At 69.7% G+C, this 24,745-nt stretch carries 25 protein-coding genes, 1 tRNA gene and 4 pseudogenes; 13 read left to right on the forward strand and 17 right to left on the reverse strand.

Annotated elements, in window-relative coordinates; all coding sequences use genetic code 11:
* Positions 1–5: 5 nt before the first annotated feature.
* Both ABZ490_RS38555 and nth read right to left on the reverse strand, forming a co-directional pair.
* Positions 6–668 (reverse strand): CoA pyrophosphatase, encoded by a 663-nt coding sequence (locus ABZ490_RS38555; RefSeq protein ID WP_359001437.1) that lies wholly within the window; start codon positions 666–668, stop codon positions 6–8.
* 418 nt (positions 669–1,086) lie between these two features.
* On the reverse strand, positions 1,087–1,941 hold the full coding sequence (gene nth, locus ABZ490_RS38560) for an endonuclease III (RefSeq protein WP_359001440.1): 855 nt from the start codon (positions 1,939–1,941) through the stop codon (positions 1,087–1,089).
* Positions 1,942–2,214: 273 nt separating this feature from the next.
* Between nth and ABZ490_RS38565 the strand changes: the two genes are divergently transcribed.
* Together ABZ490_RS38565 and ABZ490_RS38570 are read left to right on the forward strand one after the other, a co-directional pair.
* The gene (locus tag ABZ490_RS38565) at positions 2,215–2,889 is read left to right on the forward strand and encodes a Crp/Fnr family transcriptional regulator (protein WP_029382547.1); all 675 of its coding nucleotides are present in this window, start codon (positions 2,215–2,217) and stop codon (positions 2,887–2,889) included.
* Between the two features lie 57 nt (positions 2,890–2,946).
* Complete coding sequence (locus ABZ490_RS38570) at positions 2,947–3,807, forward strand: nucleotidyltransferase domain-containing protein (protein WP_359001444.1); 861 nt, start codon at positions 2,947–2,949, stop codon at positions 3,805–3,807.
* On the opposite strand, the gene ABZ490_RS38575 is transcribed toward ABZ490_RS38570, so the two are convergent.
* From ABZ490_RS38575 to ABZ490_RS38590, 4 genes are all read right to left on the reverse strand, one after another.
* The gene (locus ABZ490_RS38575) at positions 3,804–4,634 is read right to left on the reverse strand and encodes an MBL fold metallo-hydrolase (RefSeq protein WP_359001447.1); all 831 of its coding nucleotides are present in this window, start codon (positions 4,632–4,634) and stop codon (positions 3,804–3,806) included. The two genes, ABZ490_RS38570 and ABZ490_RS38575, sit on opposite strands and share 4 nt — an antisense overlap.
* A complete protein-coding gene (locus tag ABZ490_RS38580) occupies positions 4,631–5,506 on the reverse strand; it encodes an NUDIX hydrolase (protein WP_359001449.1) in 876 nt (291 codons plus the stop codon). Before ABZ490_RS38580 ends, ABZ490_RS38575 begins: the two co-directional genes overlap by 4 nt.
* Before the next feature lie 71 nt (positions 5,507–5,577).
* Entirely contained in the window at positions 5,578–6,042 is a 465-nt protein-coding gene (locus ABZ490_RS38585) for a RidA family protein (protein WP_359001452.1), read from the reverse strand.
* Positions 6,039–6,197: a DUF4177 domain-containing protein gene (locus ABZ490_RS38590; protein ID WP_020129281.1), complete on the reverse strand. Its 159-nt coding sequence runs from the start codon at positions 6,195–6,197 to the stop codon at positions 6,039–6,041. Before ABZ490_RS38590 ends, ABZ490_RS38585 begins: the two co-directional genes overlap by 4 nt.
* A gap of 152 nt (positions 6,198–6,349) precedes the next feature.
* Here ABZ490_RS38590 and ABZ490_RS38595 point away from each other — a divergent pair, with 152 nt between their 5' ends.
* Both ABZ490_RS38595 and ABZ490_RS38600 read left to right on the forward strand, forming a co-directional pair.
* Positions 6,350–7,327 carry an ArsA-related P-loop ATPase gene (locus ABZ490_RS38595; protein ID WP_359001456.1) on the forward strand — a complete coding sequence of 326 codons (978 nt, stop codon included), beginning with the start codon at positions 6,350–6,352 and terminating at the stop codon, positions 7,325–7,327.
* A gap of 10 nt (positions 7,328–7,337) precedes the next feature.
* Positions 7,338–8,798: an ArsA-related P-loop ATPase gene (locus tag ABZ490_RS38600; protein ID WP_359001459.1), complete on the forward strand. Its 1,461-nt coding sequence runs from the start codon at positions 7,338–7,340 to the stop codon at positions 8,796–8,798.
* Positions 8,799–8,900: 102 nt separating this feature from the next.
* Here ABZ490_RS38600 and wblA read toward each other — a convergent pair whose 3' ends face one another.
* Entirely contained in the window at positions 8,901–9,239 is a 339-nt protein-coding gene (gene wblA / locus ABZ490_RS38605) for a transcriptional regulator WblA (RefSeq protein WP_055634507.1), read from the reverse strand.
* Positions 9,240–9,646: 407 nt separating this feature from the next.
* On the opposite strand from wblA, the gene ABZ490_RS38610 reads away from it, so the two are divergent.
* Positions 9,647–11,941, forward strand: coding sequence for a transglycosylase domain-containing protein (locus ABZ490_RS38610; RefSeq protein WP_359001462.1), 2,295 nt, complete (start codon positions 9,647–9,649; stop codon positions 11,939–11,941).
* Positions 11,942–12,131: 190 nt separating this feature from the next.
* Here the strand turns inward: ABZ490_RS38610 and ABZ490_RS38615 are convergent, their stop codons facing one another.
* Positions 12,132–12,596: a GatB/YqeY domain-containing protein gene (locus ABZ490_RS38615; protein WP_067256541.1), complete on the reverse strand. Its 465-nt coding sequence runs from the start codon at positions 12,594–12,596 to the stop codon at positions 12,132–12,134.
* A 103-nt stretch (positions 12,597–12,699) separates the two neighbouring features.
* On the opposite strand from ABZ490_RS38615, the gene ABZ490_RS38620 reads away from it, so the two are divergent.
* The 3 genes from ABZ490_RS38620 to ABZ490_RS38630 all read left to right on the forward strand — a co-directional run bounded on the left by ABZ490_RS38620 (position 12,700) and on the right by ABZ490_RS38630 (position 14,721).
* Positions 12,700–13,626 carry a metallophosphoesterase gene (locus ABZ490_RS38620; protein ID WP_359001466.1) on the forward strand — a complete coding sequence of 309 codons (927 nt, stop codon included), beginning with the start codon at positions 12,700–12,702 and terminating at the stop codon, positions 13,624–13,626.
* A gap of 190 nt (positions 13,627–13,816) precedes the next feature.
* Positions 13,817–14,605 (forward strand): Pr6Pr family membrane protein, encoded by a 789-nt coding sequence (locus ABZ490_RS38625; RefSeq protein WP_359001469.1) that lies wholly within the window; start codon positions 13,817–13,819, stop codon positions 14,603–14,605.
* Positions 14,606–14,647: 42 nt separating this feature from the next.
* Positions 14,648–14,721 (forward strand) — tRNA-Pro (locus tag ABZ490_RS38630).
* Between the two features lie 108 nt (positions 14,722–14,829).
* Here the strand turns inward: ABZ490_RS38630 and ABZ490_RS38635 are convergent.
* The 3 genes and pseudogenes from ABZ490_RS38635 to ABZ490_RS38645 all read right to left on the reverse strand — a co-directional run.
* A pseudogene (locus ABZ490_RS38635) lies at positions 14,830–15,998 on the reverse strand (tyrosine-type recombinase/integrase).
* Positions 15,998–16,186, reverse strand: a complete 189-nt coding sequence (locus tag ABZ490_RS38640) for a helix-turn-helix domain-containing protein (protein WP_359001472.1) — start codon at positions 16,184–16,186, stop codon at positions 15,998–16,000. The pseudogene ABZ490_RS38635 and the gene ABZ490_RS38640 overlap by 1 nt, the downstream one beginning before the upstream one ends.
* Positions 16,187–16,209: 23 nt before the next feature.
* Positions 16,210–16,689: pseudogene (locus ABZ490_RS38645) on the reverse strand (replication initiator); the annotation flags it as partial.
* Here ABZ490_RS38645 and ABZ490_RS38650 point away from each other — a divergent pair.
* Both ABZ490_RS38650 and ABZ490_RS38655 read left to right on the forward strand, forming a co-directional pair.
* A pseudogene (locus ABZ490_RS38650) lies at positions 16,689–16,993 on the forward strand (hypothetical protein); the annotation flags it as partial. The pseudogenes ABZ490_RS38645 and ABZ490_RS38650 sit on opposite strands and share 1 nt — an antisense overlap.
* Complete coding sequence (locus tag ABZ490_RS38655; protein ID WP_359001475.1) at positions 16,990–17,214, forward strand: hypothetical protein; 225 nt, start codon at positions 16,990–16,992, stop codon at positions 17,212–17,214. The pseudogene ABZ490_RS38650 and the gene ABZ490_RS38655, both read left to right, overlap by 4 nt.
* Before the next feature lie 591 nt (positions 17,215–17,805).
* Here the strand turns inward: ABZ490_RS38655 and ABZ490_RS38660 are convergent.
* A complete protein-coding gene (locus ABZ490_RS38660; RefSeq protein WP_359001478.1) occupies positions 17,806–18,012 on the reverse strand; it encodes a hypothetical protein in 207 nt (68 codons plus the stop codon).
* 590 nt (positions 18,013–18,602) lie between these two features.
* Between ABZ490_RS38660 and ABZ490_RS38665 the strand changes: the two genes are divergently transcribed.
* The 3 genes from ABZ490_RS38665 to ABZ490_RS38675 all read left to right on the forward strand — a co-directional run bounded on the left by ABZ490_RS38665 (position 18,603) and on the right by ABZ490_RS38675 (position 20,033).
* A complete protein-coding gene (locus tag ABZ490_RS38665; protein ID WP_359001481.1) occupies positions 18,603–18,839 on the forward strand; it encodes a hypothetical protein in 237 nt (78 codons plus the stop codon).
* Positions 18,840–19,186: 347 nt separating this feature from the next.
* A complete protein-coding gene (locus tag ABZ490_RS38670; RefSeq protein ID WP_359001484.1) occupies positions 19,187–19,723 on the forward strand; it encodes a hypothetical protein in 537 nt (178 codons plus the stop codon).
* Between the two features lie 88 nt (positions 19,724–19,811).
* Positions 19,812–20,033: a hypothetical protein gene (locus tag ABZ490_RS38675; RefSeq protein WP_359001487.1), complete on the forward strand. Its 222-nt coding sequence runs from the start codon at positions 19,812–19,814 to the stop codon at positions 20,031–20,033.
* 337 nt (positions 20,034–20,370) lie between these two features.
* Here ABZ490_RS38675 and ABZ490_RS38680 read toward each other — a convergent pair whose 3' ends face one another.
* From ABZ490_RS38680 to ABZ490_RS38700, 5 genes and pseudogenes are all read right to left on the reverse strand, one after another.
* Positions 20,371–21,729: an alkaline phosphatase gene (locus ABZ490_RS38680; RefSeq protein ID WP_359001490.1), complete on the reverse strand. Its 1,359-nt coding sequence runs from the start codon at positions 21,727–21,729 to the stop codon at positions 20,371–20,373.
* 179 nt (positions 21,730–21,908) lie between these two features.
* Positions 21,909–22,196: pseudogene (locus ABZ490_RS38685) on the reverse strand (MFS transporter); the annotation flags it as partial.
* A gap of 149 nt (positions 22,197–22,345) precedes the next feature.
* Positions 22,346–22,993, reverse strand: coding sequence for a DUF3105 domain-containing protein (locus tag ABZ490_RS38690; RefSeq protein WP_359001492.1), 648 nt, complete (start codon positions 22,991–22,993; stop codon positions 22,346–22,348).
* A gap of 96 nt (positions 22,994–23,089) precedes the next feature.
* Complete coding sequence (locus ABZ490_RS38695) at positions 23,090–23,494, reverse strand: hypothetical protein (protein WP_359001495.1); 405 nt, start codon at positions 23,492–23,494, stop codon at positions 23,090–23,092.
* 80 nt (positions 23,495–23,574) lie between these two features.
* Complete coding sequence (locus ABZ490_RS38700; protein ID WP_359001498.1) at positions 23,575–24,738, reverse strand: hypothetical protein; 1,164 nt, start codon at positions 24,736–24,738, stop codon at positions 23,575–23,577.
* Between the last annotated feature and the right edge of the window lie 7 nt (positions 24,739–24,745).

Genomic DNA, 24,745 nt, shown 5'->3' on the forward strand with positions numbered 1-24,745 from the left:
CCCTGTCATGACCGCCAGTCGAGCGGGACCTGCTTGTCCTGGTCCCAGGGGCGCTCCCAGCCCGCGAAGTGCAGCAGACGGTCGATGATGCCGGCCGTGAAGCCCCAGACGAGGGCCGATTCGACCAGGAATGCCGGACCTTGGTGGCCGCTGGGGTGCACGGTGGTGGCCCGGTTGGCCGGGTCCGTGAGATCGGCCACGGGGACCGTGAAGACGCGGGCCGTCTCGGCCGGGTCGACGACTCCCACCGGGCTCGGCTCGCGCCACCAGCCCAGGACGGGCGTCACGACGAAACCGCTGACCGGGATGTACAGCTTGGGCAGGACGCCGAAGAGCTGGACGCCGGCAGGGTCGAGTCCGGTCTCCTCCTCGGCCTCGCGCAGCGCGGCCCGCAGGGGTCCGTCGCCCTGCGGATCGCCGTCCTCCGGATCGAGGGCGCCGCCGGGGAAGGAGGGCTGTCCCGCGTGCGAGCGCAGGGAGCCGGCCCGTTCCATCAGCAGCAGCTCGGGGCCCTGCTCGCCCTCCCCGAACAGCACGAGGACCGCGGACTGGCGTCCCGCGCCGTCCTGCGGCGGCAGGAAGCGGCTGAGCTGGCGCGGCCGGACCGTCTCCACGACCGTCACGACCGGGTCGAGCCAGCCGGGCAGACCGTGCTTGCGAAGCGGCACCGCGCCACCCCGGACTCCGCCCGAACCACCCTCCCCGGCACCGCCCACGACTCCATTCCGAACGCCACCGGCGGCTCCGGCTCCGGCTCCGGCTCCGGCTCCGGCTCCGGGCCGAACGCCGCCCGCCGGACCACCGGAACGGGCTCCCGTCGCACCCTCCGCCCCGGCACCCGCCGGACCACCGGAACGGGCCCGCGCCGCGCCCCCGGCCCCGGCGTCCATCGCGCCCGCCGCGCCCCCCACCGCGTCGCTCGCCGTCCCGTCGGCCGTCTCGTTCACCGTACCGCTCGCCGTGTCACTCACCCGTGTCATCGCCGCACCGCCCCCCGTTCTGCCGGGTCCAACGCGCGAGGACCCGTAGATCGTTCCGTCGGCCGCGCCCCGTCGGCCGCCGGTTCCGCCTCCGTCGTCGCCCCGGTCATCCGGCCCCCAGCGGCGGGGCCGGCCGCCCGCCCGCGTCGAGGTAGGCCTGCGGCGGGTTCAGCCGCTGGCCGGGGAAGCCGCCCTTCTCGTACTTCAGGAGCTTCTTCGCCTTCTCGGGGTCCGTCTCGCCCTCGCCGTAAGCCGGGCAGAGCGGGGCGATGGGGCAGGCCCCGCAGGCCGGCTTGCGCGCGTGGCAGATGCGGCGGCCGTGCCAGATGACGTGATGGGAGAGGTCCGTCCAGTCGCCCTTGGGGAAGAGCGCGCCGATCGCCGCCTCGATCTTGTCGGGGTCGGTCTCCTCGGTCCACCGCCAGCGCCGTACGAGCCGCTGGAAATGCGTGTCCACGGTGATGCCGGGGCGCCCGAAGGCGTTGCCCAGGACCACGAAGGCGGTCTTGCGGCCGACGCCGGGCAGGGTGACCAGGTCCTCCAGGCGGCCGGGGACCTCACCGTCGAACCGCTCCACCAGGCCCTGGGAGAGCCCTATGACCGACCGGGTCTTCGCCCGGAAGAACCCGCAGGGGCGGAGGATCTCCTCGACCTCCTCCGGGTTGGCCGCGGCCAGGTCCTCGGGGGTGGGGTACTTGGCGAACAGGCCGGGAGTCGTCTGGTTGACCCTGAGGTCGGTGGTCTGGGCCGACAGGACCGTGGCGACCAGAAGCTGGAAGGGGTTCTCGAAATCCAGCTCGGGGTGGGCGTAGGGGTAGACCTCCGCGAGTTCCCGGTTGATACGGCGGGCCCGGCGGACGAGCGCGGTCCGCGACTCGGTCTTTCCTACCGATTTACCCGCTGTTGCCTTTGCCGTCACTTTTGCCTTTTTCTTACCCTCACCGGATTCTTGTTCGCCCACAGCGGAATCCCGACGTACAACCACCCGCCCAGCCCCCTTGGCCTGTGCTCTCACCGGCGATTTGGACACCCGGCCAGCCTAAAGCCCGGCACCGACATCCGCCCCGGACCCCGAAGATCGGCCCCCAATTGGACCCCTGCCGCTTACCTCGGGACATGTGTGCGGCATCCTTGTGACAGATCACACTGTTTGGACCGTCCGGCAAAATGGGGAACCAGGTCCCCTGGTAAGCGGGGGACAAGATCCCCTGAGCAGGCGACAAGGAGAGAACTCGTGGACGACGTTCTGCGGCGCAACCCGCTCTTCGCGGCACTCGACGACGAGCAGGCCGCGGAGCTGCGCGCCTCCATGAGTGAGGTGACCCTCGCCCGTGGCGACTCCCTGTTCCACGAGGGCGACCCGGGCGACCGGCTCTACGTCGTCACCGAGGGCAAGGTCAAGCTCCACCGCACGTCCCCCGACGGCCGCGAGAACATGCTGGCCGTGGTGGGTCCCGGCGAGCTGATCGGCGAGCTGTCGCTGTTCGACCCGGGCCCGCGTACGGCGACGGCGACGGCCCTCACCGAGGTCAAGCTGCTCGGCCTCGGCCACGGCGACCTCCAGCCCTGGCTGAACGCCCGCCCCGAGGTGGCCGCCGCGCTGCTGCGCGCCGTCGCCCGGCGCCTGCGCAAGACCAACGACGCCATGTCCGACCTGGTCTTCTCGGACGTCCCCGGCCGTGTGGCGCGCGCCCTGCTGGACCTCTCCCGCCGCTTCGGCGTGCAGTCCGAGGAAGGCATCCACGTCGTCCACGACCTCACGCAGGAGGAGCTGGCCCAGCTCGTCGGCGCCTCGCGCGAGACGGTCAACAAGGCGCTCGCCGACTTCGCCCAGCGCGGGTGGCTGCGCCTGGAGGCGCGGGCGGTCATCCTGCTGGACGTGGAGCGGCTCGCCAAGCGGTCGCGGTAACGACGGCACCAGGGCCGTCGGGGGCTGCCGCCTCCGCGCCCCTGGCAGAGTGGCCCCATGGCTGAAACGGTTCCTCTACGGGGGCTCGACGCCCAGGGGTGCCTCGTCCGCGAAGGCTCCCTCGCGCGCGTGCCGGACGCCTTCCGGCACGTCGTCGCGGCCGCCCGGGACGGGATCCTGGAGCTGTTCGGGGCGCGGCTGCACAGCGCGTACCTCTACGGGTCGATCCCGCGCGGCACCGCGCGCGTGGGGCGCAGCGATCTGGACCTGCTGGCCGTCCTGCACGACGAGCCGGCCGGGGCGGACCGGGCCGGCGCCCGGGCCCTGCTCGAAGCCCTCGACCGGGAGTTCCCGCAGATCGACGGCGGCGGAGTGCTGCTGTCGAGCCGCAGGCGCGTGCTGAGCGACCTGGAGCGGTACGACCTGGGGTTCTTCGTCGCCTGTCTGTGCACCCCGCTCCTCGGCGAGGACCTCGCCGAGGAGCTGCCCCGCTACCGTCCCGACTCGCTCCTCGCGCGCGAGACGAACGGCGAGCTCGCCCTGCTGCTGCCGCGCTGGCGGGCCCGCATCGCGGGGACGGCCGGCACGGAGGAGGCCCTCAGGCCCCTCGTCCGGTACATGTCCCGCCACCTCGTGCGCACCGCGTTCACCCTGGTCATGCCCCGCTGGAACGGCTGGACCAGCGATCTGCACGAGATGGCCGAGGCGTTCGCGGGCTACTACCCGGAACGGGCCGGCCAGGTGCGTAGGGCGGCGGCGCTGGGCTACGAGCCGACGGGCGACGCGGCCGTCCTCACGTCCTTCGTGGACGACCTGGGACCCTGGCTCGCGGACGAGTACGCGCGCGTGCACGGCATCAAGGCTCCCCGGCCGGAGGACGGCGCCCCGATCGACGGCGCCCAGTTCGACGGCGCCTAGATCAGCCCGTGGTCCTCCAGATACTCGATCTGCGCCCGTACGGAGAGTTCCGCCGCCGGCCACAGGGAGCGGTCGACGTCGGCATACACATGGGCGACGACCTCGGAGGCGGCGCGGAAGCCGTCCTCGACGGCCGTCTCGACCTGGGCGAGGCGGTGGGCGCGGTGCGCGAGGTAGAACTCCACGGCGCCCTGGGCGTCCTCCAGGACGGGGCCGTGGCCCGGGAGGACCGTGTGGACGCCGTCGTCGACCGTGAGGGACCTCAGGCGCCGCAGGGAGTCCAGATAGTCGCCCAGCCGGCCGTCGGGGTGCGCCACGACGGTGGTGCCGCGCCCCAGGATCGTGTCGCCGGTCAGGACGGCCCCGTCGGCCGGCAGGTGGAAGCAGAGCGAGTCGGCGGTGTGGCCGGGCGTCGGCACGACCCGCAGCTCCAGGCCGCCCAGCGCGATCACGTCACCGGGGCCCAGTCCCTCGTCGCCCAGCCGCAGCGCCGGGTCCAGGGCACGCACGCGCGTACCGGTCAGTTCGGCGAACCGGACGGCGCCCTCGGCGTGGTCGGGGTGGCCGTGGGTCAGCAGGGTCAGGGCGACCCGCTTGCCGGCCTGCTCGGCGGTGTCGACGACCGCCCGCAGATGGCCGTCGTCCAGCGGGCCCGGATCGATCACGACCGCCAGCTCGGAGTCCGGCTCGGAGACGATCCAGGTGTTGGTGCCGTCGAGGGTCATCGCGGAGGCGTTCGGCGCGAGGACGTTGACCGCGCGCGCGGTGGCCGGTCCGGTCAGGACGCCGCCGCGGGGCTGGCCGGGGAGGGCTGCTGCGTCGGTCATGCGGGGCCTCCACCGGCGGGGATCGGGATGTGCTTGGTGAACTCGCCGTGGCCCGGCCAGCTCAGGACGATCTCGTCGTCGGTGAGCCGCGCCTCGGCCAGGACGGCTGTCAGATCGCGGCCGGGGGCGGCGGCGAGGGCCTCGGCGGCCGTGGCGTACGGGGTCAGCTGGCGCAGGGTCGCGATCGTGGGCGGCATCATCGTCAGCTCGCCCTTGTCGTAGCCGTCCGCCGCCTCCCGCGGGCGGATCCACACCGTGCGGTCGGCCTCCGTGGAGGCGTTGCGGGTGCGCTGGCCCTCGGGGAGCGCGGCCACGAAGAACCAGGTGTCATAGCGGCGGGACTCGAACTCCGGGGTGATCCAGCGCGTCCAGGCGCCGAGCAGGTCGGCGCGCAGGACGAGGCCGCGGCGGTCGAGGAACTCGGCGAAGGACAGCTCACGGGCGGCCACGGCCGCGCGGTCCGCCTCCCAGTCGGGGCCGGTCGTGTCACCGACGACCGAGTCGGGGTCCGGGCCGGCGAGCAGGACGCCCGCCTCCTCGTACGTCTCCCGGACGGCCGCGCAGACGATCGCCTGGGCCACCGTCTCCTCGACGCCGAGCCGCTGCGCCCACCACGCGCGCGTGGGGCCCGCCCAGCGCACCGGGCGTTCGTCGTCGCGCGGGTCGACTCCGCCGCCCGGATACGCGTACGCGCCTCCGGCGAAGGCCATGGAGGCGCGTCTGCGCAGCATGTGGACGAACGTCCCGGCCGGCCCGTCCTTCACGAGCATGACGGTGGCCGCGCGTCTGGGCGTGACGGGCGTGAGGGTCCCGTCCGCGAGCGCGCGGATGCGTTCCGGCCAGTCCGAGGGAAACCACTGCCCATTCGCCATGGGCGCGAGGCTATCCCCTGGTGAGCGAATGTTCGAGAGGTGCCCGAGGTCAGGGCACCCCCGGGGTGTCCCTACGGGACCAGTTCGACCTGGATCTCGACCTCGACCGGGGCGTCCAGCGGCAGCACCGCGACGCCGACCGCGCTGCGCGCGTGCACGCCCTTGTCGCCGAGGACGGCTCCGAGCAGCTCGCTCGCGCCGTTGACGACGCCGGGCTGGCCGGTGAAGTCCGCGGCCGAGGCGACGAAGCCGACGACCTTGACCACGCGCGCGACGCGGTCCAGATCACCGGCGACCGACTTCACGGCGGCCAGGGCGTTCAGGGCGCAGGTACGCGCCAGTTCCTTGGCCTCCTCGGGGGTGACCTCGGCGCCTACCTTGCCGGTCACGGGCAGTTTGCCGTCCACCATGGGCAGCTGACCCGAGGTGAACACGTACGGCCCCGACTGCACGGCGGGCTGGTAGGCCGCGAGCGGCGGCACCACGGCCGGCAGGGTCAGCCCCAGCTCGGCGAGCTTCGCCTCGACGCCGCTCATGCCTTGGCCCGCTTCAGGTAGGCCACGAGCTGCTCGGGGTTGTTCGGCCCGGGCACGACCTGGACGAGCTCCCAGCCGTCCTCGCCCCAGGTGTCCAGAATCTGCTTCGTGGCATGGACGAGCAGCGGCACGGTTGCGTATTCCCACTTGGTCATGGGGCGACTGTATCCGCTGTCGACCGGGGGCTTCCGTACAGGCCGGGCGGCCGGTTCCGGCCCGGTTGTCCACAGGCCATGTGGCCGATACCGCCCCCCGTTGTCCACAGCCTCCCGATTGCCTCGGGCACGGACTGGTTACGCTCGAAGACGTGAGCAGGCTCCAGGTCGTCAGCGGCAAGGGCGGGACCGGAAAGACCACGGTCGCCGCCGCCCTCGCGCTGGCCCTCGCCACGGCAGGGAAGCGGACGCTTCTCGTCGAGGTGGAGGGCCGGCAGGGCATCGCGCAGCTCTTCGAGACAGAGGCGTTGCCCTATGAGGAACGCAAGATCGCCGTCGCGCCGGGCGGTGGTGAGGTGTACGCGCTCGCCATCGATCCCGAACTGGCCCTTCTGGACTACCTCCAGATGTTCTACAAGCTGGGGAGCGCCGGACGGGCCCTGAAGAAGCTGGGCGCGATCGACTTCGCCACCACCGTCGCCCCCGGTCTGAGGGACGTCCTCCTCACCGGAAAGGCGTGCGAGGCGGTCCGGCGCAAGGACAGGAGCGGACGGTTCGTGTACGACTACGTCGTCATGGACGCCCCGCCGACCGGTCGCGTCACCCGCTTCCTGAACGTCAACGACGAGGTGGCGGGGCTGGCCAAGATCGGCCCGATACACAATCAGGCGCAGGCCGTGATGAGGGTGCTGAAGTCGCCGGAGACGGCCGTGCACCTGGTGACGCTGCTCGAGGAGATGCCGGTCCAGGAGACCGCTGACGGCATCGCCGAGCTGCGGGCGGCGAAGCTGCCGGTGGGCCGGGTCATCGTCAACATGGTGCGGCCCGAGGTGTTGGACACGGATGGGCTGGAACTCGTACGAACCGTGACACGTTCATCCATTGCGCGGTCGCTGTCGGCGGCCGGGCTGGGCGGGGCGCGGCGCGGCGGGCACGCCGAGCGGCTGGTGGATCCGCTCCTGCAGCAGGCCGAGGAGTACGCCGAGCGGCATGCGCTGGAGCAGGAGCAGCGGGCGGTCCTGGGCGAGCTGGGCCTGCCGCTGCACGAACTGCCGCTGCTCGCCGAGGGAATGGATCTGGCGGGCCTTTACGACCTCGCCACCGAGCTGCGCAAGCAGCAGATCGCATGAGGGGGACGGTATGAGTCGGGACCAGGGCCAGGCACAGCACCGGCTCTCGCCCGCGCGCGTGCTCGATCTCGACCCGCTGCTCGACGACCCGGCGACCCGGATCGTGGTGTGCTGCGGTTCCGGCGGGGTCGGCAAGACGACGACGGCGGCGGCGCTGGGGCTCAGAGCGGCCGAGCGGGGCCGCAAGGTGGTGGTGCTCACCATCGACCCGGCGCGCCGGCTCGCCCAGTCGATGGGCATCGACTCGCTCGACAACACCCCGCGCCGGGTCAAGGGCGTCGAGGGCGACGGCGAGTTGCACGCGATGATGCTCGATATGAAGCGCACGTTCGACGAGATCGTCGAGGCGCACGCGGATCCGGAGCGGGCGTCCGCGATCCTGTCGAACCCCTTCTACCAGTCGCTCTCCGCCGGTTTCGCCGGCACGCAGGAGTACATGGCGATGGAGAAGCTGGGCCAGCTGCGCGCCAGGGACGAGTGGGACCTGATCGTGGTCGACACTCCCCCGTCCAGGTCCGCGCTGGACTTCCTGGACGCGCCGAAGCGGCTGGGTTCGTTCCTGGACGGCAAGCTGATCCGGGTCCTGCTCGCGCCCGCGAAGGTCGGCGGCCGCGCGGGGATGAAGTTCCTGAACGTCGGGATGTCGATGATGACCGGCGCGCTCGGCAAGCTGCTGGGCGGGCAGCTGCTGAAGGACGTGCAGACGTTCGTGGCGGCGATGGACTCGATGTTCGGCGGGTTCCGCACGCGCGCGGACGCCACCTACAAACTGCTCCAGGCGCCGGGGACGGCGTTCCTCGTCGTGGCGGCCCCCGAGCGGGACGCGCTGCGGGAGGCCGCGTACTTCGTGGAGCGGCTGGCCGCCGAGAGCATGCCGCTGGCCGGTCTGGTGCTCAACCGGGTCCATGGCAGCGGCGCGGCCCAGCTGTCCGCCGAGCGGGCACTGGCCGCCGCGGAGAATCTCGACCTGGCCGACGCCGAGCCCGACACGGACACCGACGCCGAGCCCGACACGGACGCCAACACCGAGACCGACTCGAGCGACGACGGGCGTACCGCCGCCGCTCCTGATTCCCCCGCCACCGATGCACCCTCGGCGGAAAATCTTGAAGAGCCCCGCATTGTGGATCAGGACGGCGGGAAAGCTGGACTTCGTAACTCTCCCGACACGCACGGCAGTTCAGAACCACCCGCAACCGATCCCGCCACCGGCCCCGCGACCGATCCGGGGTCCGGCTCCCCCAGCGCCGATCAGCTGACCGCAGGTCTGCTGAGGCTGCACGCCGAGCGTATGCATCTGCTCTCCCGTGAGCAGCGCACCCGTGATCGCTTCACCGCCCTCCATCCGGAGGTGGCGGTGGCCGAAGTGGCGGCGCTGCCCGGTGACGTACACGACCTCGTGGGACTGCGGGACATCGGCAGCCGGCTCGCGGCCAATCGGCCGGAGCTGCCCGAGACCTCCGACGGCTGAAGCCGCCCGAGACCGCCGAAGACCGAAGCCTTCCGAGAACCGCCGACGCCATCGCCAACGCCTACGCCGAACAGGAAGATCCCCCGTGCGGAAGGGCTCTTCTCAGCTCACCGCCGCGTAGTTCTCGTACATCTCGTCGTCGTCGAGCGACACGATGCCCGAACCACGCTCGTACTCCGAGCGTGCGGTCTCCAGCAGCCGGCGCCACGAGGTGACGGTCGGCCGCCTGCGCAGCAGGGCGCGGCGCTCGCGCTCCGTCATGCCTCCCCACACGCCGAACTCGACGCGGTTGTCGAGCGCGTCGGCCAGACATTCGGTGCGTACCGGGCATCCGGTGCACACCGCCTTGGCCCTGTTCTGCGCTGCTCCCTGAACGAACAGTTCATCCGGATCGGTAGTGCGGCAGGCAGCCTGCGCACTCCAGTCGGTAACCCAGCCCATACCGGCGCCGTCCTCTCCCGAATCGAGGCTCCCCCACGGCGGCAGCGGCATATTCACCGCCGCCAGTTGAGGACGTTACGGAAGGTGGGCACAGCGCAACACCCCCTTCGGGCCCAATCTTGAATGGCCCGAACGGACTATGGGTAAGCGGCAGATCACCCGGGGGAGTGAGCCTGCGACATGCATGACCTTCCCGGCAAACGGGACAGTTCACTTGGGTCACAACGGACGCCGGATGACACACAAGGCGGATTCGGGCACGCCCCCACCAAAAAAGTTGGGGAACCTCCGGAACGATTCGGGGTCGCCGGACGTATTGATACGTGGCCCTACTGCTGTGACAGTTGGGAGCAGCTTAGGCCAAGGCATATACGCGTGTCCGGCGAATGAGAACGTAGGCTGCCCTCATGCCAAACAAGCGCTCGGGCGGTGGCCTGTCCGCCACGCAGCAGGCCGCCAAGTTCCTCGGTGTCAGTGTTCTCTCCGGAGCCGTGCTGGCGGGCATCGCGCTGCCCGCGTTCGGCGCGCTGGGGCTGGCCGCCAAGGGGTCGGTCGAGTCGTTCGACGAACTCCCGGCCAACCTGAAGACACCGCCGCTGAGCCAGCGCACCACGATCCTCGACTCCGAGGGTGGCCAGATCGCCTCGGTCTACTCCCGTGACCGCACGGTGGTCGACCTCAAGAGCATCTCGCCGTACATGCAGAAGGCGATCGTCGCGATCGAGGACTCACGCTTCTACCAGCACGGGGCGATCGACCTGAAGGGCGTCCTGCGCGCCCTCAACAAGAACGTGCAGAGCAGCGGCGTCTCCCAGGGCGCCTCGACGCTCACCCAGCAGTATGTGAAGAACGTCTTCGTGGAGGAGGCCGGCGACGACCCGACGAAGGTCGCGCAGGCCACCCAGCAGACCATCGGCCGCAAGATCAAGGAGCTGAAGTACGCGATCCAGGTCGAGGAGGAGCTCGGCAAGAAGAAGATCCTCGAGAACTACCTGAACATCACGTTCTTCGGCGAGCAGGCGTACGGCGTCGAGGCGGCCTCCCAGCGCTACTTCTCCACGCACGCCAAGAACCTCACCCTCCCGCAGGCGGCCCTGCTGGCCGGCATCGTCCAGTCGCCGAGCCGCTACGACCCGGTCAACGACGCGACCGAGGCGACCAAGCGCCGTAACACCGTGCTCCAGCGCATGGCCGAGGTCGGCGACATCTCGGAGGCCGAGGCCGCCAAGGCGCAGAAGGCCCCGCTGGGTCTGAAGGTCACCCAGCCGAAGAACGGCTGCATCACCGCCGTCCAGGGCGCCAGCTTCTTCTGCAAGTACGTCGAGCGGGTCTTCCTCAGCGACCCGGTCTTCGGCAAGACGAAGGAGGCGCGGGCCAAGCTCTGGAACCAGGGCGGCCTGACCATCCGGACGACCCTCCAGCCGCAGGCCCAGAAATCCGTCCAGTCCAGCCTGAAGAAGCACGTCTACAAGTCGGACAAGGTCGCCGCCGCCGCCACGCTCGTCGAGCCCGGCACCGGCAAGATCCTCGGCATGGGCCAGTCCAAGCCGTACGGCTACGGCAAGAACGAGACCGAGTACAACTACTCGGTCAACGCCTCCATGGGCGGCTCGAACTTCGGCTTCCCGACCGGTTCGACGTTCAAGCCGTTCGTGGCCGCGGCCGCGATCGAGGAGGGCCGCCCGGCCAACCAGACGTATTCGGCGCCGTACGAGATGTCGTACCCGGAGACCGTCCAGACGTGCAGCGGCAAGTCCTGGCGCAACGACGGCGGCTACAAGCTGGAGAACGAGAGCGAGTCCGAGAAGGGCCCGTACGACCTGCAGACCGCCATGGCGAAGTCGGTCAACACCTACTTCGTGCAGATGCTCGCGGACATCGGCATGTGCCCCGTGGTGAAGATGACCGACGCGCTCGGCGTGGTCCAGGGCAACGGTGACAAGGTGCCCGAGGTGCCGTCCTCGATGACCCTCGGTTCGACCGGTCTCTCCCCCCTCACCATGGCGAGCGCGTACGCGGCCTTCGCCAGCCGGGGCATGTACTGCACCCCGGTCGCCATCGAGTCGATCACCCAGACCTCGGGCGGCAAGAAGAAGTCGCTGGAGGTCCCGAAGTCGACCTGCTCGCGGGCGATGAGCGAGAAGACCGCGGACACCATCAACACCCTGCTCAGCGGCGTGATCGACTCCGGTACGGGCCAGCAGGCCGGCCTCTCCGGCCGGGACAATGCCGGTAAGACCGGTACCACGGACTCCCGCAAGAACGCCTGGTTCGTCGGCTACACGCCGAACCTCGCGGGCGCCGTCTGGGTCGGCAGCGCCACCCAGAAGGTGCAGATGACCGACATCTACATCGGCGGCGTCTACCACTCCCAGGTCTACGGCGGTGACACCCCCGGCCCGATCTGGCGCGACGCGATGAACGGCGCCCTGGAGGGCAAGGACGCCCCGGACTTCAACATCGTCTCGATCCCGCGCAACAACCAGGACAAGGGTGACGACGACAACAACGACGACAACAACAACGGGAACAACGGCGGCGACAACGGCTTCATCGGCGGCCTCTTCGACGGCGGCACGTCCGACGGTGGCACCTCGACCGACGGCGGCTCCTCCTCGACGGGCGGGGACACCTCGACCGACTTCGGCAACCTGTTCCAGGGGAACGGCAACGGGAACGGCAACGGGGGCGGGCGGGGCTGAGCGCCACGCCGCCGTGAGGCGTTGAAGCCGCCGTCAGGCATGAACGCCGCCGTCAGGCGACAAAGGGGACGGCCCCTGTTCCTCCTCGTACCGCGGTACGAGGAGGAACAGGGGCCGTTTCGCGTGTACGGCGCCCGGAGGCCGTGGTGTGAGCCGCGGCGGGGATCAGCCCCTCGACCCGCGGCCGGGATCAGCCCGCGAGCAGCTTCTTGACGACCGCGGCGACGCGTCCGCCCTCCGCCAGCCCCGCCACCTTCGGGTTCACGATCTTCATGACGGCACCCATGGCCCGCGGGCCCTCGGCGCCCGCCGCCTTCGCCTCCTCGACGGCCTGGGCGACGATGTCGTTCAGCTCCTCGTCGCTGAGCTGCTTCGGCAGGTACGCGGCGAGCACCACGCCCTCCGCCTTCTCCCGCTCGGCGGACTCGGGACGGCCACCCTGGGCGAAGGCGTCGGCGGCCTCCCGGCGCTTCTTCGCCTCCCGGGTGATCACCTTCTGCACCTCGTCGTCGGAGAGCTCGCGCTTCTCCTTGCCCGCGACCTCCTCCTTGGTGATCGCGGCGAGCGTCAGCCGGAGCGTCGAGGAGCGCAGCTCGTCGCGCTCCTTGATCGCGGCGTTGAGGTCTTCCTGCAGCTTCGACTTGAGCGTGGTCATGGGTGTGATTGTCGCAGGTGTCCCGGCTCCGACGCCCGCTCATTTCGGGGCCGAGGGCGGACGGGGTGTCAGCCGGGCCCAACGGGTCTGACACGATGGAGGCATGCGCGCGCGATACGCAGTACCTCTGTCCATCGCGGCGGCTGGCGCCGCCGGTCTGGTGTACTCGGCGGGATTCGAAGCCCGCTCCTTCCGCCTCCGACGGGTGACGGTCCCCGTCCTCCCCTCCGGAATGCGCCCCCTGCGCGTACTGCAGGTCTCCGACATCCACATGGTCGGCGGCCAGCGCAAGAAGCAGCGCTGGCTGCGCTCGCTGGCCGGTCTGCGCCCCGACTTCGTGATCAACACGGGCGACAACCTGTCCGACCCGGAGGGCGTCCCCGAGACGCTGGACGCCCTGGGCCCCCTGATGGACTTCCCGGGCGCGTACGTCTTCGGCTCGAACGACTACTACGGCCCCACCCTGCGCAACCCGGCCCGCTACCTCCTGGAGAAGGTCCAGGGCCGCCACGGCCTGAACGGCAACCCGCCCGCCGTCGGCGTCGTCCACAACCCGTGGGAGGACCTGCGGGACGGTTTCGACGGGGCGGGCTGGCTCAACCTGACGAACACGCGGGGCGTCCTGAAGATCGACGGCATGTCGATCGAGCTGACCGGCGTGGACGACCCGCACATCAAGCGGGACCGGTACGCCCAGGTGTCCGGCGGCCCCTCGGCCTCCGCGGACTTCTCGATGGGCGTGGTGCACGCGCCGTACCTCCGCGTCCTCGACGCGTACACGGCGGACGACTACCCCCTGGTCCTCGCCGGCCACACGCACGGCGGCCAGGTGTGCATCCCCTTCTACGGCGCCCTCGTCACCAACTGCGACCTCGACACGGACCGCGTGAAGGGCCTGTCGACGCACACGGCGGAGGGCCGTACGTCCTACCTGCACGTCTCGGCCGGCTGCGGCACAAGCCGCTACACACCGGTGCGGTTCGCGTGCCCGCCGGAAGTGACGCTGCTGACGCTGGTCGCAAAGGACTGATCGAAGGAACCGATCGAGGGAACCGGTCGAAGGAACCGATCGAGGGAACCGGTCGAAGGAAAGAGAAGGCCGGGGAACGGGAAAGCCGGGGAACGGGAAAGCCGGGCGGCCGCCGGAAAGGTGAGCGGCGGTATCCCCCATCCGGCCCACCCATATCGCCCCATTTCCCCCATTTGCCTAATTTGGGGGCATGACCGCGCCGATACCCCGGGACATTCCGGAGCTGCCCGCGATTCCGCGGACCCACGCGCTCCTGCCCTCCTTCGTCCCCGCCTCCGCGGTGGTGCCTCCCGTACGCCGCCCCCTGGCCGCCGTGCTGCGCCTGGTGCTGGCCTGCACGGCAGCCGCAGGCGTGACCCTCGCGCTCCTGATCACGGACGACCCCCTGCGCGCCCTGAGCCACTTCTCCCTCCAGAGCAACGTGCTGCTGGCCGGGGTCACCCTCCTCTCGGCCCGCCGCGCCTGGTCGGCCCGGGCCCCTCTCCCCTCCGCCCTGACCGGCGCCGCGCTGCTCTACATCACCATCACGGGCCTGGTGTACCACCTGCTCCTGACCGACCCGGCCCCCCGGTTCCTCGCAACAGACTCAACAACCACCCCGACGGTCTGGGTATCGCTGACCGGCCACCTCCTCCACACGGTCACCCCGGCGGCCGCCGTCCTCGACTGGCTGCTGCTGACCGCACCGGGCCGCCTGCGCCTGCGCCGGGCGGCGACGTGGATGGTCTACCCCACGGCCTACCTGCTCTTCCTCCTCCTGCGCGCCCAGCTGATCACCCCCACCACGCCGGGCCGCTACCTCTACCCCTTCCTCGACGCCGAGGCCCACGGTTTCAAGCACACCCTGGCCAACGCCCTCCTCCTCGGCCTCTCCTTCTACGCCCTCGCCGTCCTCCTCGTGGCCCTCGACCACGCCCGCCCCAACCCGATCCGCCACCGCGCCAAAACCGGATTTCGTCTCCAGCCACCAGTGGGCTAAAGTAAACGACGTCGCCGCGACAAGCAGGACAAGCAGCGACATCGGGGTGTAGCGCAGCTTGGCAGCGCGCTTCGTTCGGGACGAAGAGGTCGTGGGTTCAAATCCCGCCACCCCGACAGCTAAGTAGCAGATCAGAGGGCCCTTACCGACTCGGTAAGGGCTCTCTGGCGTTGTTGCGTGTCTAACTGCGTGACTATCGATTCTTGAGTGCTTTGGCTGCGTGCTTACGGCCGCTGTCGGTCGGTGCCGAAGATGCCGTCCATGACCACGGCGCCAGTCTGGATCACGGGCCGGATCTGCTTCCGGTAGACCTCCTCGGTCACGGCCGTCCCGGAGTATCCGACGAGCCGCGAGATCTCTTCCAGCGGGACGCCCCGGTCGGAGAGCAGCGACACGAAGCTGTGCCGGAGCTCCCGCGGCGTCCACTCGTCTCCGTTGATCCCGTCGACGTCCTTGAGTGCTTGGCGGAAGGCGCGGCGGACGTTGGCAGCGTCGAGCGGCTTGCCGACGGCCGAGGAGAACACGAGGCCGTGTTCCTCCCACTTCTCGTCAGCGGCGAGCCGATCCCAGCCCTGATCTTCGAATTGCTGCCATAGGGCTTCGATGCAGCGCGCCGGCAGGGCGAGGGCGCGCCGGGACTTCCGGGTCTTGGTGTCCCCGGTGCGCCGGACCGACCGCCGCACGGCGATGTGGGGAGGCTGCTGCGGGTCCTTTTCGGGACGGCCTTTCAGGAAGACGTGGTCCCAGGTGAGGGCTCGTAGTTCTTCAGTCCGGGCCCCGGTCAGCAGCGCGAGGACGATGTACGCGTGCATCGAGGTTCCCTCGGCGCCCTTGAGTACGGCCTCAGCCTGGGCGAAGGTGAGCGCCTTGGACGGCCGCCCTGCCTGCCTTGAGGGACCGAGCACAGCTCGACGACGTTGCGCTTCACCTTGTCCCGCGCCATGGCCCGCTTGACCGCGCGGTTCAGGTACGAGTGGAGCGACTGGAGGGTGCGGGTGCTGAGCGTCTTGGCCTTGGTGGCCAGCCAGCGGTCAACATCGTCTGCACTGAGGTCGCGAAGCTTGCGAGCGCCGAGCGACGGAATGACGTGCTTCTTGCTGAGGAGCGTGGTGGTTTCGAGGGTGTTGGGGTCGAGGCCGGCCAGGCCGTAGGCGAGCCAGTCTGTGACCGCGTCCTTGACCGTGTAGTTGGTAGGTGAGATGGCGAGGCCGTCTTCGTGATCCCGCAACACCTCCTTGAGCTTGTTCTTCGCCTCCGTCTTGGTCTTGCCACTCCCCCGCTTCACGATCGGCTTGCCGCTCGGGTCGAAGCCGAGGTTGGCCGTGGCGATCCACCGCTCTCGCTTCTCGTCCCAGTGCAGGCCGCCATCACCGCGGCTACGGCGCTTGGTCATCAGGCCGCTTCTCCCATCTGGTGGCGGATGAAGGCGCGTACGGCGTCGTCCGGGATGCGGCGGCATCCGTCGACCTTGATGGAGACCAGGCAGCAGGTGCGGATGAGGTCGTACACCTTGGTGCGGCCGACCTTGAGCCGGGTCATGACCTCCGGGACAGTGAGCAGTTCGGGCGCGGCCGCGGTCATGCGGAAGTGTCGCCGCCTTCCTAACCGTCGAGGCGAATCACCGCATGGAAGTGGACCGCGCCGCGCTTCTGATACTCGGCCACCTTGGCGAACGAGACGCGGGCGTGGTCGCGGAAGGTGCGTTGGGTGAGGCCGGCGCGCTTGGCGACTTCACGGCGGAGGTAGATCGAGAAGCGCCGCCAGAGAGCGCCAGCATGCGCGTTCCAAAGAACGGCCGCTTCGTAGTCGTAGGTGTCGGGGTCGAGCGGAGTGCCGAGGGCGGCGTCCTCCTGGTCGTGATGGAGGCCGCAGCGACAGGCACGGCCGTCCGTCCAGCGGTTGTGGACCGGCCCGAACCCGGGGGCGGTGAAGGTGGCAAAGACGCGCGGGTGGTTGGCGACCTGGTCGGCGGTGCCCTTGCCGCCCCGGAGTCCGGCGGTGATCAGCTGGTAGGTGTCACGGCGGTAGACCTCTGCGCAGGCCGCACAACGCGTGGCCCGCCGGTTGTTGCAGCGGACGAGGAGAGGTCTGCGGCTTCTCCGAAATCGACTACGAGCGCAACAAGGCCCTCTGGCTGAAGGAGCAGCAGCCGGCGAGGCTCGACGCCCAAGCAGTACTCCATGGGCTCACCCAGTTCGAGGCAGAGGCCCAAGGCCCGCGGGGTCACGCACACGACGTTCTGCCATCTCACCGAGATCCTGAACCTCGACGGCTCGCAGCGCGATGACCTGCGCCGGGCTGCTCATCAGCAGCCGCCCTGAGCAGTACGCAGCACCGTTGTGGAGCCTCACTGCCGTCGACAGCGACCACACAAGCCGGACACCATGAGTGCCTACGCCAGTGATCCAGAGCTCAACGTGTACGACTTCACCGGCAACGGCACAGAAGTCGACGTTGCCACCAACCTGCTGAACGGCGACATCAGGCTCTCGATTCTCTGGACCCAAGAGATCCTCTTGTCGGCCGATGCTGCCGAACAAGTGGCGGACGCGCTTCGACGAGCAGCAGCCCAGTCCCGCAGCATCACAGCCGCCACAAGCACCGACTGAGTAACAACCTTCTTCACGGGTTCAAGCACCCGTCGTCGCTTCGCTCCTCCGGGCGGGCGCGGGCAGCCAGCGGCGCCCGCGCTCATGTCTCCGCCCCGCTCGGCACCGCCGCCCGCCCGCTCCCGCCCACGAGGCAAGCACACGGGCATGAGGTCAGAACAAGCCTCCGGCGGGGGATCGGCCAACGCCGGGATGGAGGGGGCGCCGTCCCCGAGTGCAGGTTCCCTGTGGCGGGCGAGGGAGCAACGGGATGGGAGCTTGGGTGGGTGGTGAGTTGAGGTTAGAAAAGCAGCTGTCGGCTCGGCAAGAGGTTCACAGGGGACGACCAGCCTCGGGGATGGATACCTGACCTGGCACACAAACAGGCGACGGTGGTCAACCTGGCAAGGATAAAGAAGATTCGAAAAATTCCTTACTTCTTGTCTAGATCACTGCCAAAATAAAATCCGAATGCGGCACTGGCGAGGGCTACGATCGGCGTAAAAATGATACTCAGCTCTCGCAACTGGGCGTCCGTAAAATGGGTCCAATGCCCGAGAATAAGGGCCACGGTGGGCAACGCAGCAAGGGCCGCAACTAGCCAAAGCAGCCTCATTGCGATCTGGTGTCTCGTTTCATCCGGGTGCGGTCCATCCTTAAAACCGTAGGCAACGCCCGGCCGGGGTCCCAGAAAATTACCAGTAGCAGGAACGACGTGTTCACTGATCTCTCCAGCAGCCCATCCACCAGGATCTTCAGCGCTGCCCGTTGCGTCACCCAGCTGCCAAGGGTCTCCCTCTGCCGGTTCGTGACCTTCATCGATTCCCGCTCCTGAGTGATCTTGATTCCCCACGACAGCCGCTCCCTTCCGGGCAGACCAAGGATTCCACCGAGACCATTTTGAACCAGTCGGTTCCGCCGAGAGGAACTACATCCTCACTATATTCATCGTCCACCGGGGCGCCATCTGCGCATGCCGAAGAATCAGAGAAGAGAATCTCTGGTACATGATCAGGACTACCAAAACGAGGACAGACGAATTCCACCTTCACGGGAATTTCACCCAGGCCATGACGGACGTAGTGTCGGTAATAGCAAGGATCTCTCGACGCGTCACTGCGGTCGCCTGAGTGCGTCGTCATATGCGCCATCCTTGGCCACCCAAAGGGGCATATCGCACTTTTCATGTTATCACTTGACATGACCAATCGGAACCGGACGCTATCGCCGTACACACGAGATGCACATCGGATGCGTAAGATGTTGACATCTGGTGTGGTCTCATGCAGCATGGAGGCGCCCAACCTGTGGCAGCCTCTACCTTAATGGTGGAAACAGGACGAAAATATACCGAAGTCGCGACTATGCGAGTTCGGTCAGTTACTAAAAGCGATCAAAGAAGGTCCGACATGAGCGACACGACAGGCCTGCCGGGCACCCAGACGGTCACGCGTCTTAGCGTGAACATCAACAAGGAGACCAAAGAAGCTCTGGAGCGGCTGAAGGCGAAGAACCTGTCGATCACTGAAGTCGTCCGCCGCGCCATTACTCTTTACGACCTTGTGGACCGAGAGACGGCCGACGGTGGCCGGCTGCAGATCGTCGACAACACCGGCCGCGTACGTGAGCTGATGTTGCTCCCCTGAGCAAGGGGAACAAGACTCCAATCTAGAGGGGGAGCGGGTCCCAGCTCGGTCTTCCTGCCACGGGGCCTCGCCCGCACCTTGGGTGTCTAACTGCGTGACAACGCCCACGCACATCGGCGAACAAGCGCGAACGTCTGCGGACCATCCGCGCAGGTGAGAGCCACGTCAACCCAAGGTACCGCCTTCTCCAAAGTTGCTTCGGGACGAAGAGGTCGTGGGTTCAGATCCCGCCACCCCGACAGTTGGACGGCATTGCAGAGGGCCCTTACCGGATCGGTGAGGGTCCTCTGGTGTTGGTCGAGGAAATCGGTTGTGGGTGTGGCATGGGCATGCGGAAGGATGGGTGCATGATGCGACCCGCGCGTGCGCTGCTCCCCCTTCTCCTGTTGCCGGTTCTTCTCACGGGGTGTGGCGCGGGCGAGGACGGCGGGGCTGCCGCCGGGCTCGATGACGCCGCGCGGGACTGGGGGGTCGAGCCCGAGCTCGTCCATGTCACCGAGGTCTCCGGCTACCGCGTGTTCCAGGCGTCGGTCGGCGAGTACGACGGCCAGTTCGCCGCCGCGTACCGGTCCGAGAAGGGTGCCGCCACGTTCGGTCTCTTCGTGGATCACGGCACGCTGACCGCGGAGAACTGCACCGAGCAGCCGCTGGGCGAGGGGTCGGGCGAGCAGGTCACCTGTGAGCACGACGGCGACGCCTGGTACCGCACGGCAGGTGCCCGTCACGAGTACGCGGTGCCCGATGACGGCGTGGTCGTTCATCTGATCGCCGACACCGACGACGTCGACCGCGCCGTTCTGCGTCAGGCGGCCGAGGCGGTCCACCGCCCGGACGACGCCGAACTGGCCGCGCTTCTGCCGGCCGCCGACGGCACGGGCACATGAGCGAACGACGGGTCGACAGATCACAGCTCGGTGATGCTGTCGTCCTCCGGCACCTCCGGGCGGTCCCGGCAGGCGCATACTGGGGGCAATGACAAAGCCTGCTGCATCGAAGCGTCACCTGCCCACCAGTCCCTTCAAGGCCCCTGTCGCGCCGGCTCCCAAGCACTTCGCCGTGGGCGACCAGGTCACCCATGACATGTACGGCCTCGGCCGAGTGATCGGCGTCGAGGAAGGAATCGCAGCGCTCGTGGATTTCGGCTCGGCGCAAATGCGGATCCTGAGCCCGTACGCCAAGATGACCAAGCTGTAGAAGCGCAGAAGGTCTCATCAGGGACCTGTCACGCAAGGAGTCCTCTCATCGATTCGACGTTTCTGTTCTCCGCCCTGGAAGGGCAACCTCGCTCGAGCGCTGCGGCATCGCCGCCTCCGGCGACGAACCCCTTCCAGGCCCCGGACTTCGGGGAGGACGAGTCCTTCCTGACCGAGGAGGTGGAGCGGCCTGCCTCACCTGGTGTGCGGGTGCGTGCCCCGCGGACCACGGCGGCCTAGCCCGGCCGCCGCTCCACCGGTTCCCGTCCCGTTCGGCCAAGGCCGTGGGGCGGGTCTTTCTGTACGTCAGCCGTTCTGTACGTCAGCCCTTCTGTACGTCAGCGCAGGCGCAGCGCCTCGCGGAGCGTCGTGAAGAGGTCGGTCTGGTTGGTGACGCCGAGGACGCGGTAGGCCTGGGGGCCCTGCGCCGCGATCCGGACCTGGGTGCCGGTGTGCTCCTGGGACTGGCCCGGGGTGTTGGTCGAGTAGTTGACCTTGAGCTGCTGGCCCTCGTCGGTGATCAGCGTCGAGGACAGGCCGGGCGGGGTGGCCTCCAGCGGGACGATCTGGCTGGTGTGGCCGTGGTCGGCGGTGGTGACGACGAGGGTGTCGGGGTGCTTCGCGGCGTAGGCGCGGGCGACCTTGACGGCCTTGTCGAAGGCGGCGGTCTCGCCGATCTGGCCGCACGGGTCGGCCGCGTGGTCCTGCTTGTCGATGGACGCGCCCTCGATCTGGAGGAAGAAGCCCTTGCCGGAGTGCTTCTGCTTGGCCTCCAGGAGCTGGATCGCCTTCGTGGCGGAGTCCGCGAGGCTCGGGGTCGTGGCGGGGCGGTTGGGGTTCGACGTGACGCAGCGCTGGGGGTCGGTGCCGCCCACCGCGGCCGCCTTGCCGGTCCACTCGACCGGGACGTTGCCGGTGGCGAGCAGGCCGAGCACCGGCTTGCCGGACTTGGCGCTCTTCAGACCGGCGCTGTCGGTGACCACCTGGTACCCCAGCTTCTGCGCCTGCTGGGTGACGGTCAGGCCCTTGTACGCGCCGGCGGTGACCGTCTGGTCGAAGCGCTGCTTGCCACCGCCGATCAGGACGTCGACCTTGTGGTTGACGGACTGCTCGGCGATCGAGCCCGGTCCGCCGGCCGCAAGGCTGTCGGTGGGGCACTTGGCCATGTCGGCCGGCCCCTGGCAGGAGCGGTCGGTGACATGGGAGGCGAGCACGGCCGGAGTGGCGTCGGTCAGCTCGGAGGTCGTCACGCTGCCGGTGGCGTAGCCGTTCTTCTGCGCCAGCTCCAGGATGGTGCGGACGGCCTTGTCGGTACCGGGCGTCTTGGAGATACGGCCGTTGACCGTCTTGACGCCGGTCGCCCAGCCGGTGCCGCTGGCCGCGGAGTCGGTGACGTAGTCCGGGGTGCCGTCGGCGTGCACCGCGTACGTGGTGTAGGCGCCGGTCAGCGGGAACCTGTCCATGTTCAGGCGGCCGTTCGCGCCGACCGTGTAGTCACGGGCGAGGGTGATCTCGGAGTCGCCCATGCCGTCGCCGATGAGCAGGATGACGTTCTTCGCCTTCCCGCCCTGGATCGCGTTCCTGGCCTGCTGGGCGTTGTCGAAGGCGCCGGCGGCGGTGGTGACCGCCACCGCGGCCGTGGTCGCGGCGACCAGGGCGGTCGCGACCGTGAGGTGACGGCGGGTGGGTCTGGCCATGGGTACGACTCCTCGGGCGTCCGGCGTCCCGCTCGTGGTGCGGGACGCAGCGAGGCAAGACCACCAGGCGCGGGCAAAGCCCAGGGAAACGGATGGTCTTGACGGTGTATCCGGGACGTTACGCACGGTCGCGGGCCCGGGGTGGGAGGGGGTGGGCGGGTGCGGCCCGGTGTCGTCGCTCACGCGGCCGCCGGCCGCAGGCGCGGGGCGGCCGGGCGGCCCGTGCGGGCGAGGGCCGCGACCGAGGCCGCGCGGACCAGGCCGGTGACGGTCAGGAAGACCCAGGTCGGCCAGAGCGCGTCATGGCGCCGGGCGAGGTCACGGAGGGCGCCGGTGGCCAGGTTCCCCAGCGTGATGCCCAGGCCGGAGACGGTGTGGTGGAGGCCGTGGTGCGTGGCGACGAGGCGACGACCCGACAGGGTGACGACGGTGTCCGTCTCGACCGGGTGGACCATCGCGGACCCGGCCGTGCGGAGCGGTGGCCGCGTGGAGCCGGTCCAGCTGTCATGACACACAGGGTAATCACATGCGTACTCAAGTACTCGAAGTGTCCGCCGGCGGGACGGGCGTGCCCCGCCCGCCGGCGCCGGGGCGCGGGGGCGGGCGGGGCCGTGACTCACGCGGACTTGCCGCCCGTGCAGGCGGCGCCCGGCTCCGGGGTCTGCTCGCCCTGGACGTACTTGTCGAGGAACTGCCGCACCCGCGGGTCCGAGGCCGTCTCGACGCCGAGCTGGTTGCCCCAGGCGGACAGGGTGATCGGGGAGCTCTGGCCGGCGTAGGGGCTCATCAGCGTGTACGGCGTCCGCTCCACCCGGTCCTGGAGGGTGCTGACGTCGGCGGCGGCCGCCTGATCGTTGTACGTGATCCAGACCGCGCCGTGTTCGAGGGAGTGGACGGCGTTGGTCTCGTCTATCTCCTCGGTGTAGACGTCGCCGTCGCAGTTCATCCACACCGGGTTGTGGTCACCGCCGACGCCGGGTGACGTCGTGTAGTCGACCGGGGTGCTGACGTGGTTCTGGGTCAGGTCCTTGAGGGTCTTGACGCCCTTCACGGGCGCGGCGACCGCGGCCGCTTTGGCGTCCTGTTCCTTGCGGGCGTCCTGGACGAGGTACCAGCCGCCGCCGGCGGCCGCGGCCAGGACGACACCGCTGAGGGTCCAGGTGATGATCCGGTTGCGGCGCTCGCGGGCCGCCTCGGCCCGGCGCATCTCCTCTATCTTCGCGCGGCGGGCGGCGCGCTCTTCCTTGGCTCGGGAAGACCCCATGACATGTCCTTCTGCGGTGGGTGCGGACCTGCGCCGCGAGCGCGGGGCAGGAAGGAACGGCGGCACGGCGGATCACCGGCCGTGCGGGGGCTGTTCCTAGGTCCGCTGCACCTGCAGCTGATGGATGTCGGGGGCGCGGGCGGGCGGGCCCGGGGTGCCGCGGGAGGACGCGGAGTGCGCGGCCGGGACCGGGGTGATCGCCTCGCCCACCGGGCGGAACGGCACCGCCACCGGTCCGGCGGTGCCCGCGACCGCGCCGCTCACGGGGCGGCAGTGCGTGCCGCCCGGCCGGTGCTCCTGGTCGGGACACAGGGGCGCGGCGGCCGGCCGCGCGCCCTCGTCCACGGCCGCCGCCACCGGAGCGGCGAACGGCTCCCCCGCGCCGTGGGCGCAGACGGGGAGCGCCCACAGCAGTACGGCGAGCAGCATCGCCCGGCACAGCACGAGGACCGGGGCCGCGCGTCCCGCCGCGCCCCGCGGTCCCTCCCCGCGCTCGCTCATCGCGCAGATCGTAGCCAAGGCGGGTGCACGGCCGGCAGCGGGAGAGCGGCCGTCCGGCAGTGCGCCGGTGTTTCGCCGGCTCAGCGGGCGGCCGTGTCGGGTTCGTCCGCTGCCGAGGGGTGGATGTACCTGCCGCGGTGGAACGGGGTGAACCACGCGTCGAAGGGCACGGGGGCGACACCGAGCGGGCCGTCGGGGACGTCCTGCCCGTCGTCCTGCCCGTCGTCCTGCCCGTCGTCGTGTCCGCCGTCGTGTCCGCCGTCGTGTCCGCCGTCGTAGAGGTACTCGTGGTCCATGTCCTCGTAGAGGTGGTCGGTGAGCGCGTCGAGGGCGGCCGACACGTCCTCGTCGAGGAGGCCGTGCAGTTCCAGGATCATGGTCGTCTGGCTCAGCAGCAGACGCAGGGCGAGTTCCTCGGCGATACAGCCGAGGCGCTGGAAACTGCCGTCGGTGAAGCGGGTGGTCAGGGCGATGACGGTGACCAGGAAGCGGCGGGCGAACGGGGCGTCGTACTGGAGGGCGTAGCGGTCGGGGAGCCGTTCGAGGTGCCACAGCGGGCCCTCGCACTCGGCGACGGTGGCGTCCTCCTGGGTCAGGACCTGGACGTCCTCGAAGAGTTCGTCCACCAGGACGTCGGTGGCGTGGACGAGGGCGCCGGCGGCGAGCCTGGCGCTCTCCGGCGGGACGGCGAGCCCCTCCTCGTCGTCCAGGACGCCGAACCTGGCCGGGGGCAGGGAGCGCAGTTCGTCGGCCAGCTCCAGCATCCGGCCGCGCATGGCCGCGGACCGGCGCGCGGCGTCGGGGCCCGTGCCGGTGGCGTGGTCCGCCGGGGCCTCGGCGTGGCGGGCCTTGCGGGCGATCGGGTCGTCGGGCGGTACGTCGGGGCCGTCGGCGGCTTCGAGGCTGGCCAGGGCGAGGTCCTGGTGGAGTTCGACCTCGCAGCGTTCGATCTCCCAGTCGGCCAGCAGTTCGGTGCGCTCCAGGAGTTCGTCGACGAGCACCCGTACCGAGTCCTCGGCGAACTCCAGGGCCGGGGCGTCCACGACGACCTTCAGCAGGGCCCCGCCGGGGTGCACGGCCACGATGGTGTCGAGGACGTCCACCTCCAGTCCGTCGGGCCCTTCGACGGCCCGTACGGAGTCGAATCCGTCCTCGATGAGCGCCACCGCGCCGGCGCGCTGAAGCGGGTCCATCTCCGGAGTGCCCTCCGGGATGCAGGTCTCCACGGTCACTACGTACGTCACGCATCCG

The organism is Streptomyces sp. NPDC005811 (genome assembly GCF_040630405.1).
In the GTDB taxonomy this organism is placed as follows: domain Bacteria; phylum Actinomycetota; class Actinomycetes; order Streptomycetales; family Streptomycetaceae; genus Streptomyces.

Coding starts and splice junctions, on each gene's coding strand:
- ABZ490_RS38570 (WP_359001444.1), top strand. CDS start 2,947: ATGGCTGAAACGGTTCCTCTACGGGGGCTCGACGCCCAGGGGTGCCTC.
- ABZ490_RS38575 (WP_359001447.1), bottom strand. CDS start 4,634: ATGACCGACGCAGCAGCCCTCCCCGGCCAGCCCCGCGGCGGCGTCCTG.
- ABZ490_RS38580 (WP_359001449.1), bottom strand. CDS start 5,506: ATGGCGAATGGGCAGTGGTTTCCCTCGGACTGGCCGGAACGCATCCGC.
- ABZ490_RS38585 (WP_359001452.1), bottom strand. CDS start 6,042: ATGAGCGGCGTCGAGGCGAAGCTCGCCGAGCTGGGGCTGACCCTGCCG.
- ABZ490_RS38590 (WP_020129281.1), bottom strand. CDS start 6,197: ATGACCAAGTGGGAATACGCAACCGTGCCGCTGCTCGTCCATGCCACG.
- ABZ490_RS38600 (WP_359001459.1), top strand. CDS start 7,338: ATGAGTCGGGACCAGGGCCAGGCACAGCACCGGCTCTCGCCCGCGCGC.
- wblA (WP_055634507.1), bottom strand. CDS start 9,239: ATGGGCTGGGTTACCGACTGGAGTGCGCAGGCTGCCTGCCGCACTACC.
- ABZ490_RS38610 (WP_359001462.1), top strand. CDS start 9,647: ATGCCAAACAAGCGCTCGGGCGGTGGCCTGTCCGCCACGCAGCAGGCC.
- ABZ490_RS38615 (WP_067256541.1), bottom strand. CDS start 12,596: ATGACCACGCTCAAGTCGAAGCTGCAGGAAGACCTCAACGCCGCGATC.
- ABZ490_RS38620 (WP_359001466.1), top strand. CDS start 12,700: ATGCGCGCGCGATACGCAGTACCTCTGTCCATCGCGGCGGCTGGCGCC.
- ABZ490_RS38625 (WP_359001469.1), top strand. CDS start 13,817: ATGACCGCGCCGATACCCCGGGACATTCCGGAGCTGCCCGCGATTCCG.
- ABZ490_RS38640 (WP_359001472.1), bottom strand. CDS start 16,186: ATGACCGCGGCCGCGCCCGAACTGCTCACTGTCCCGGAGGTCATGACC.
- ABZ490_RS38655 (WP_359001475.1), top strand. CDS start 16,990: ATGAGTGCCTACGCCAGTGATCCAGAGCTCAACGTGTACGACTTCACC.
- ABZ490_RS38660 (WP_359001478.1), bottom strand. CDS start 18,012: ATGAAGGTCACGAACCGGCAGAGGGAGACCCTTGGCAGCTGGGTGACG.
- ABZ490_RS38665 (WP_359001481.1), top strand. CDS start 18,603: ATGAGCGACACGACAGGCCTGCCGGGCACCCAGACGGTCACGCGTCTT.
- ABZ490_RS38670 (WP_359001484.1), top strand. CDS start 19,187: ATGATGCGACCCGCGCGTGCGCTGCTCCCCCTTCTCCTGTTGCCGGTT.
- ABZ490_RS38675 (WP_359001487.1), top strand. CDS start 19,812: ATGACAAAGCCTGCTGCATCGAAGCGTCACCTGCCCACCAGTCCCTTC.
- ABZ490_RS38680 (WP_359001490.1), bottom strand. CDS start 21,729: ATGGCCAGACCCACCCGCCGTCACCTCACGGTCGCGACCGCCCTGGTC.
- ABZ490_RS38690 (WP_359001492.1), bottom strand. CDS start 22,993: ATGGGGTCTTCCCGAGCCAAGGAAGAGCGCGCCGCCCGCCGCGCGAAG.
- ABZ490_RS38695 (WP_359001495.1), bottom strand. CDS start 23,494: ATGAGCGAGCGCGGGGAGGGACCGCGGGGCGCGGCGGGACGCGCGGCC.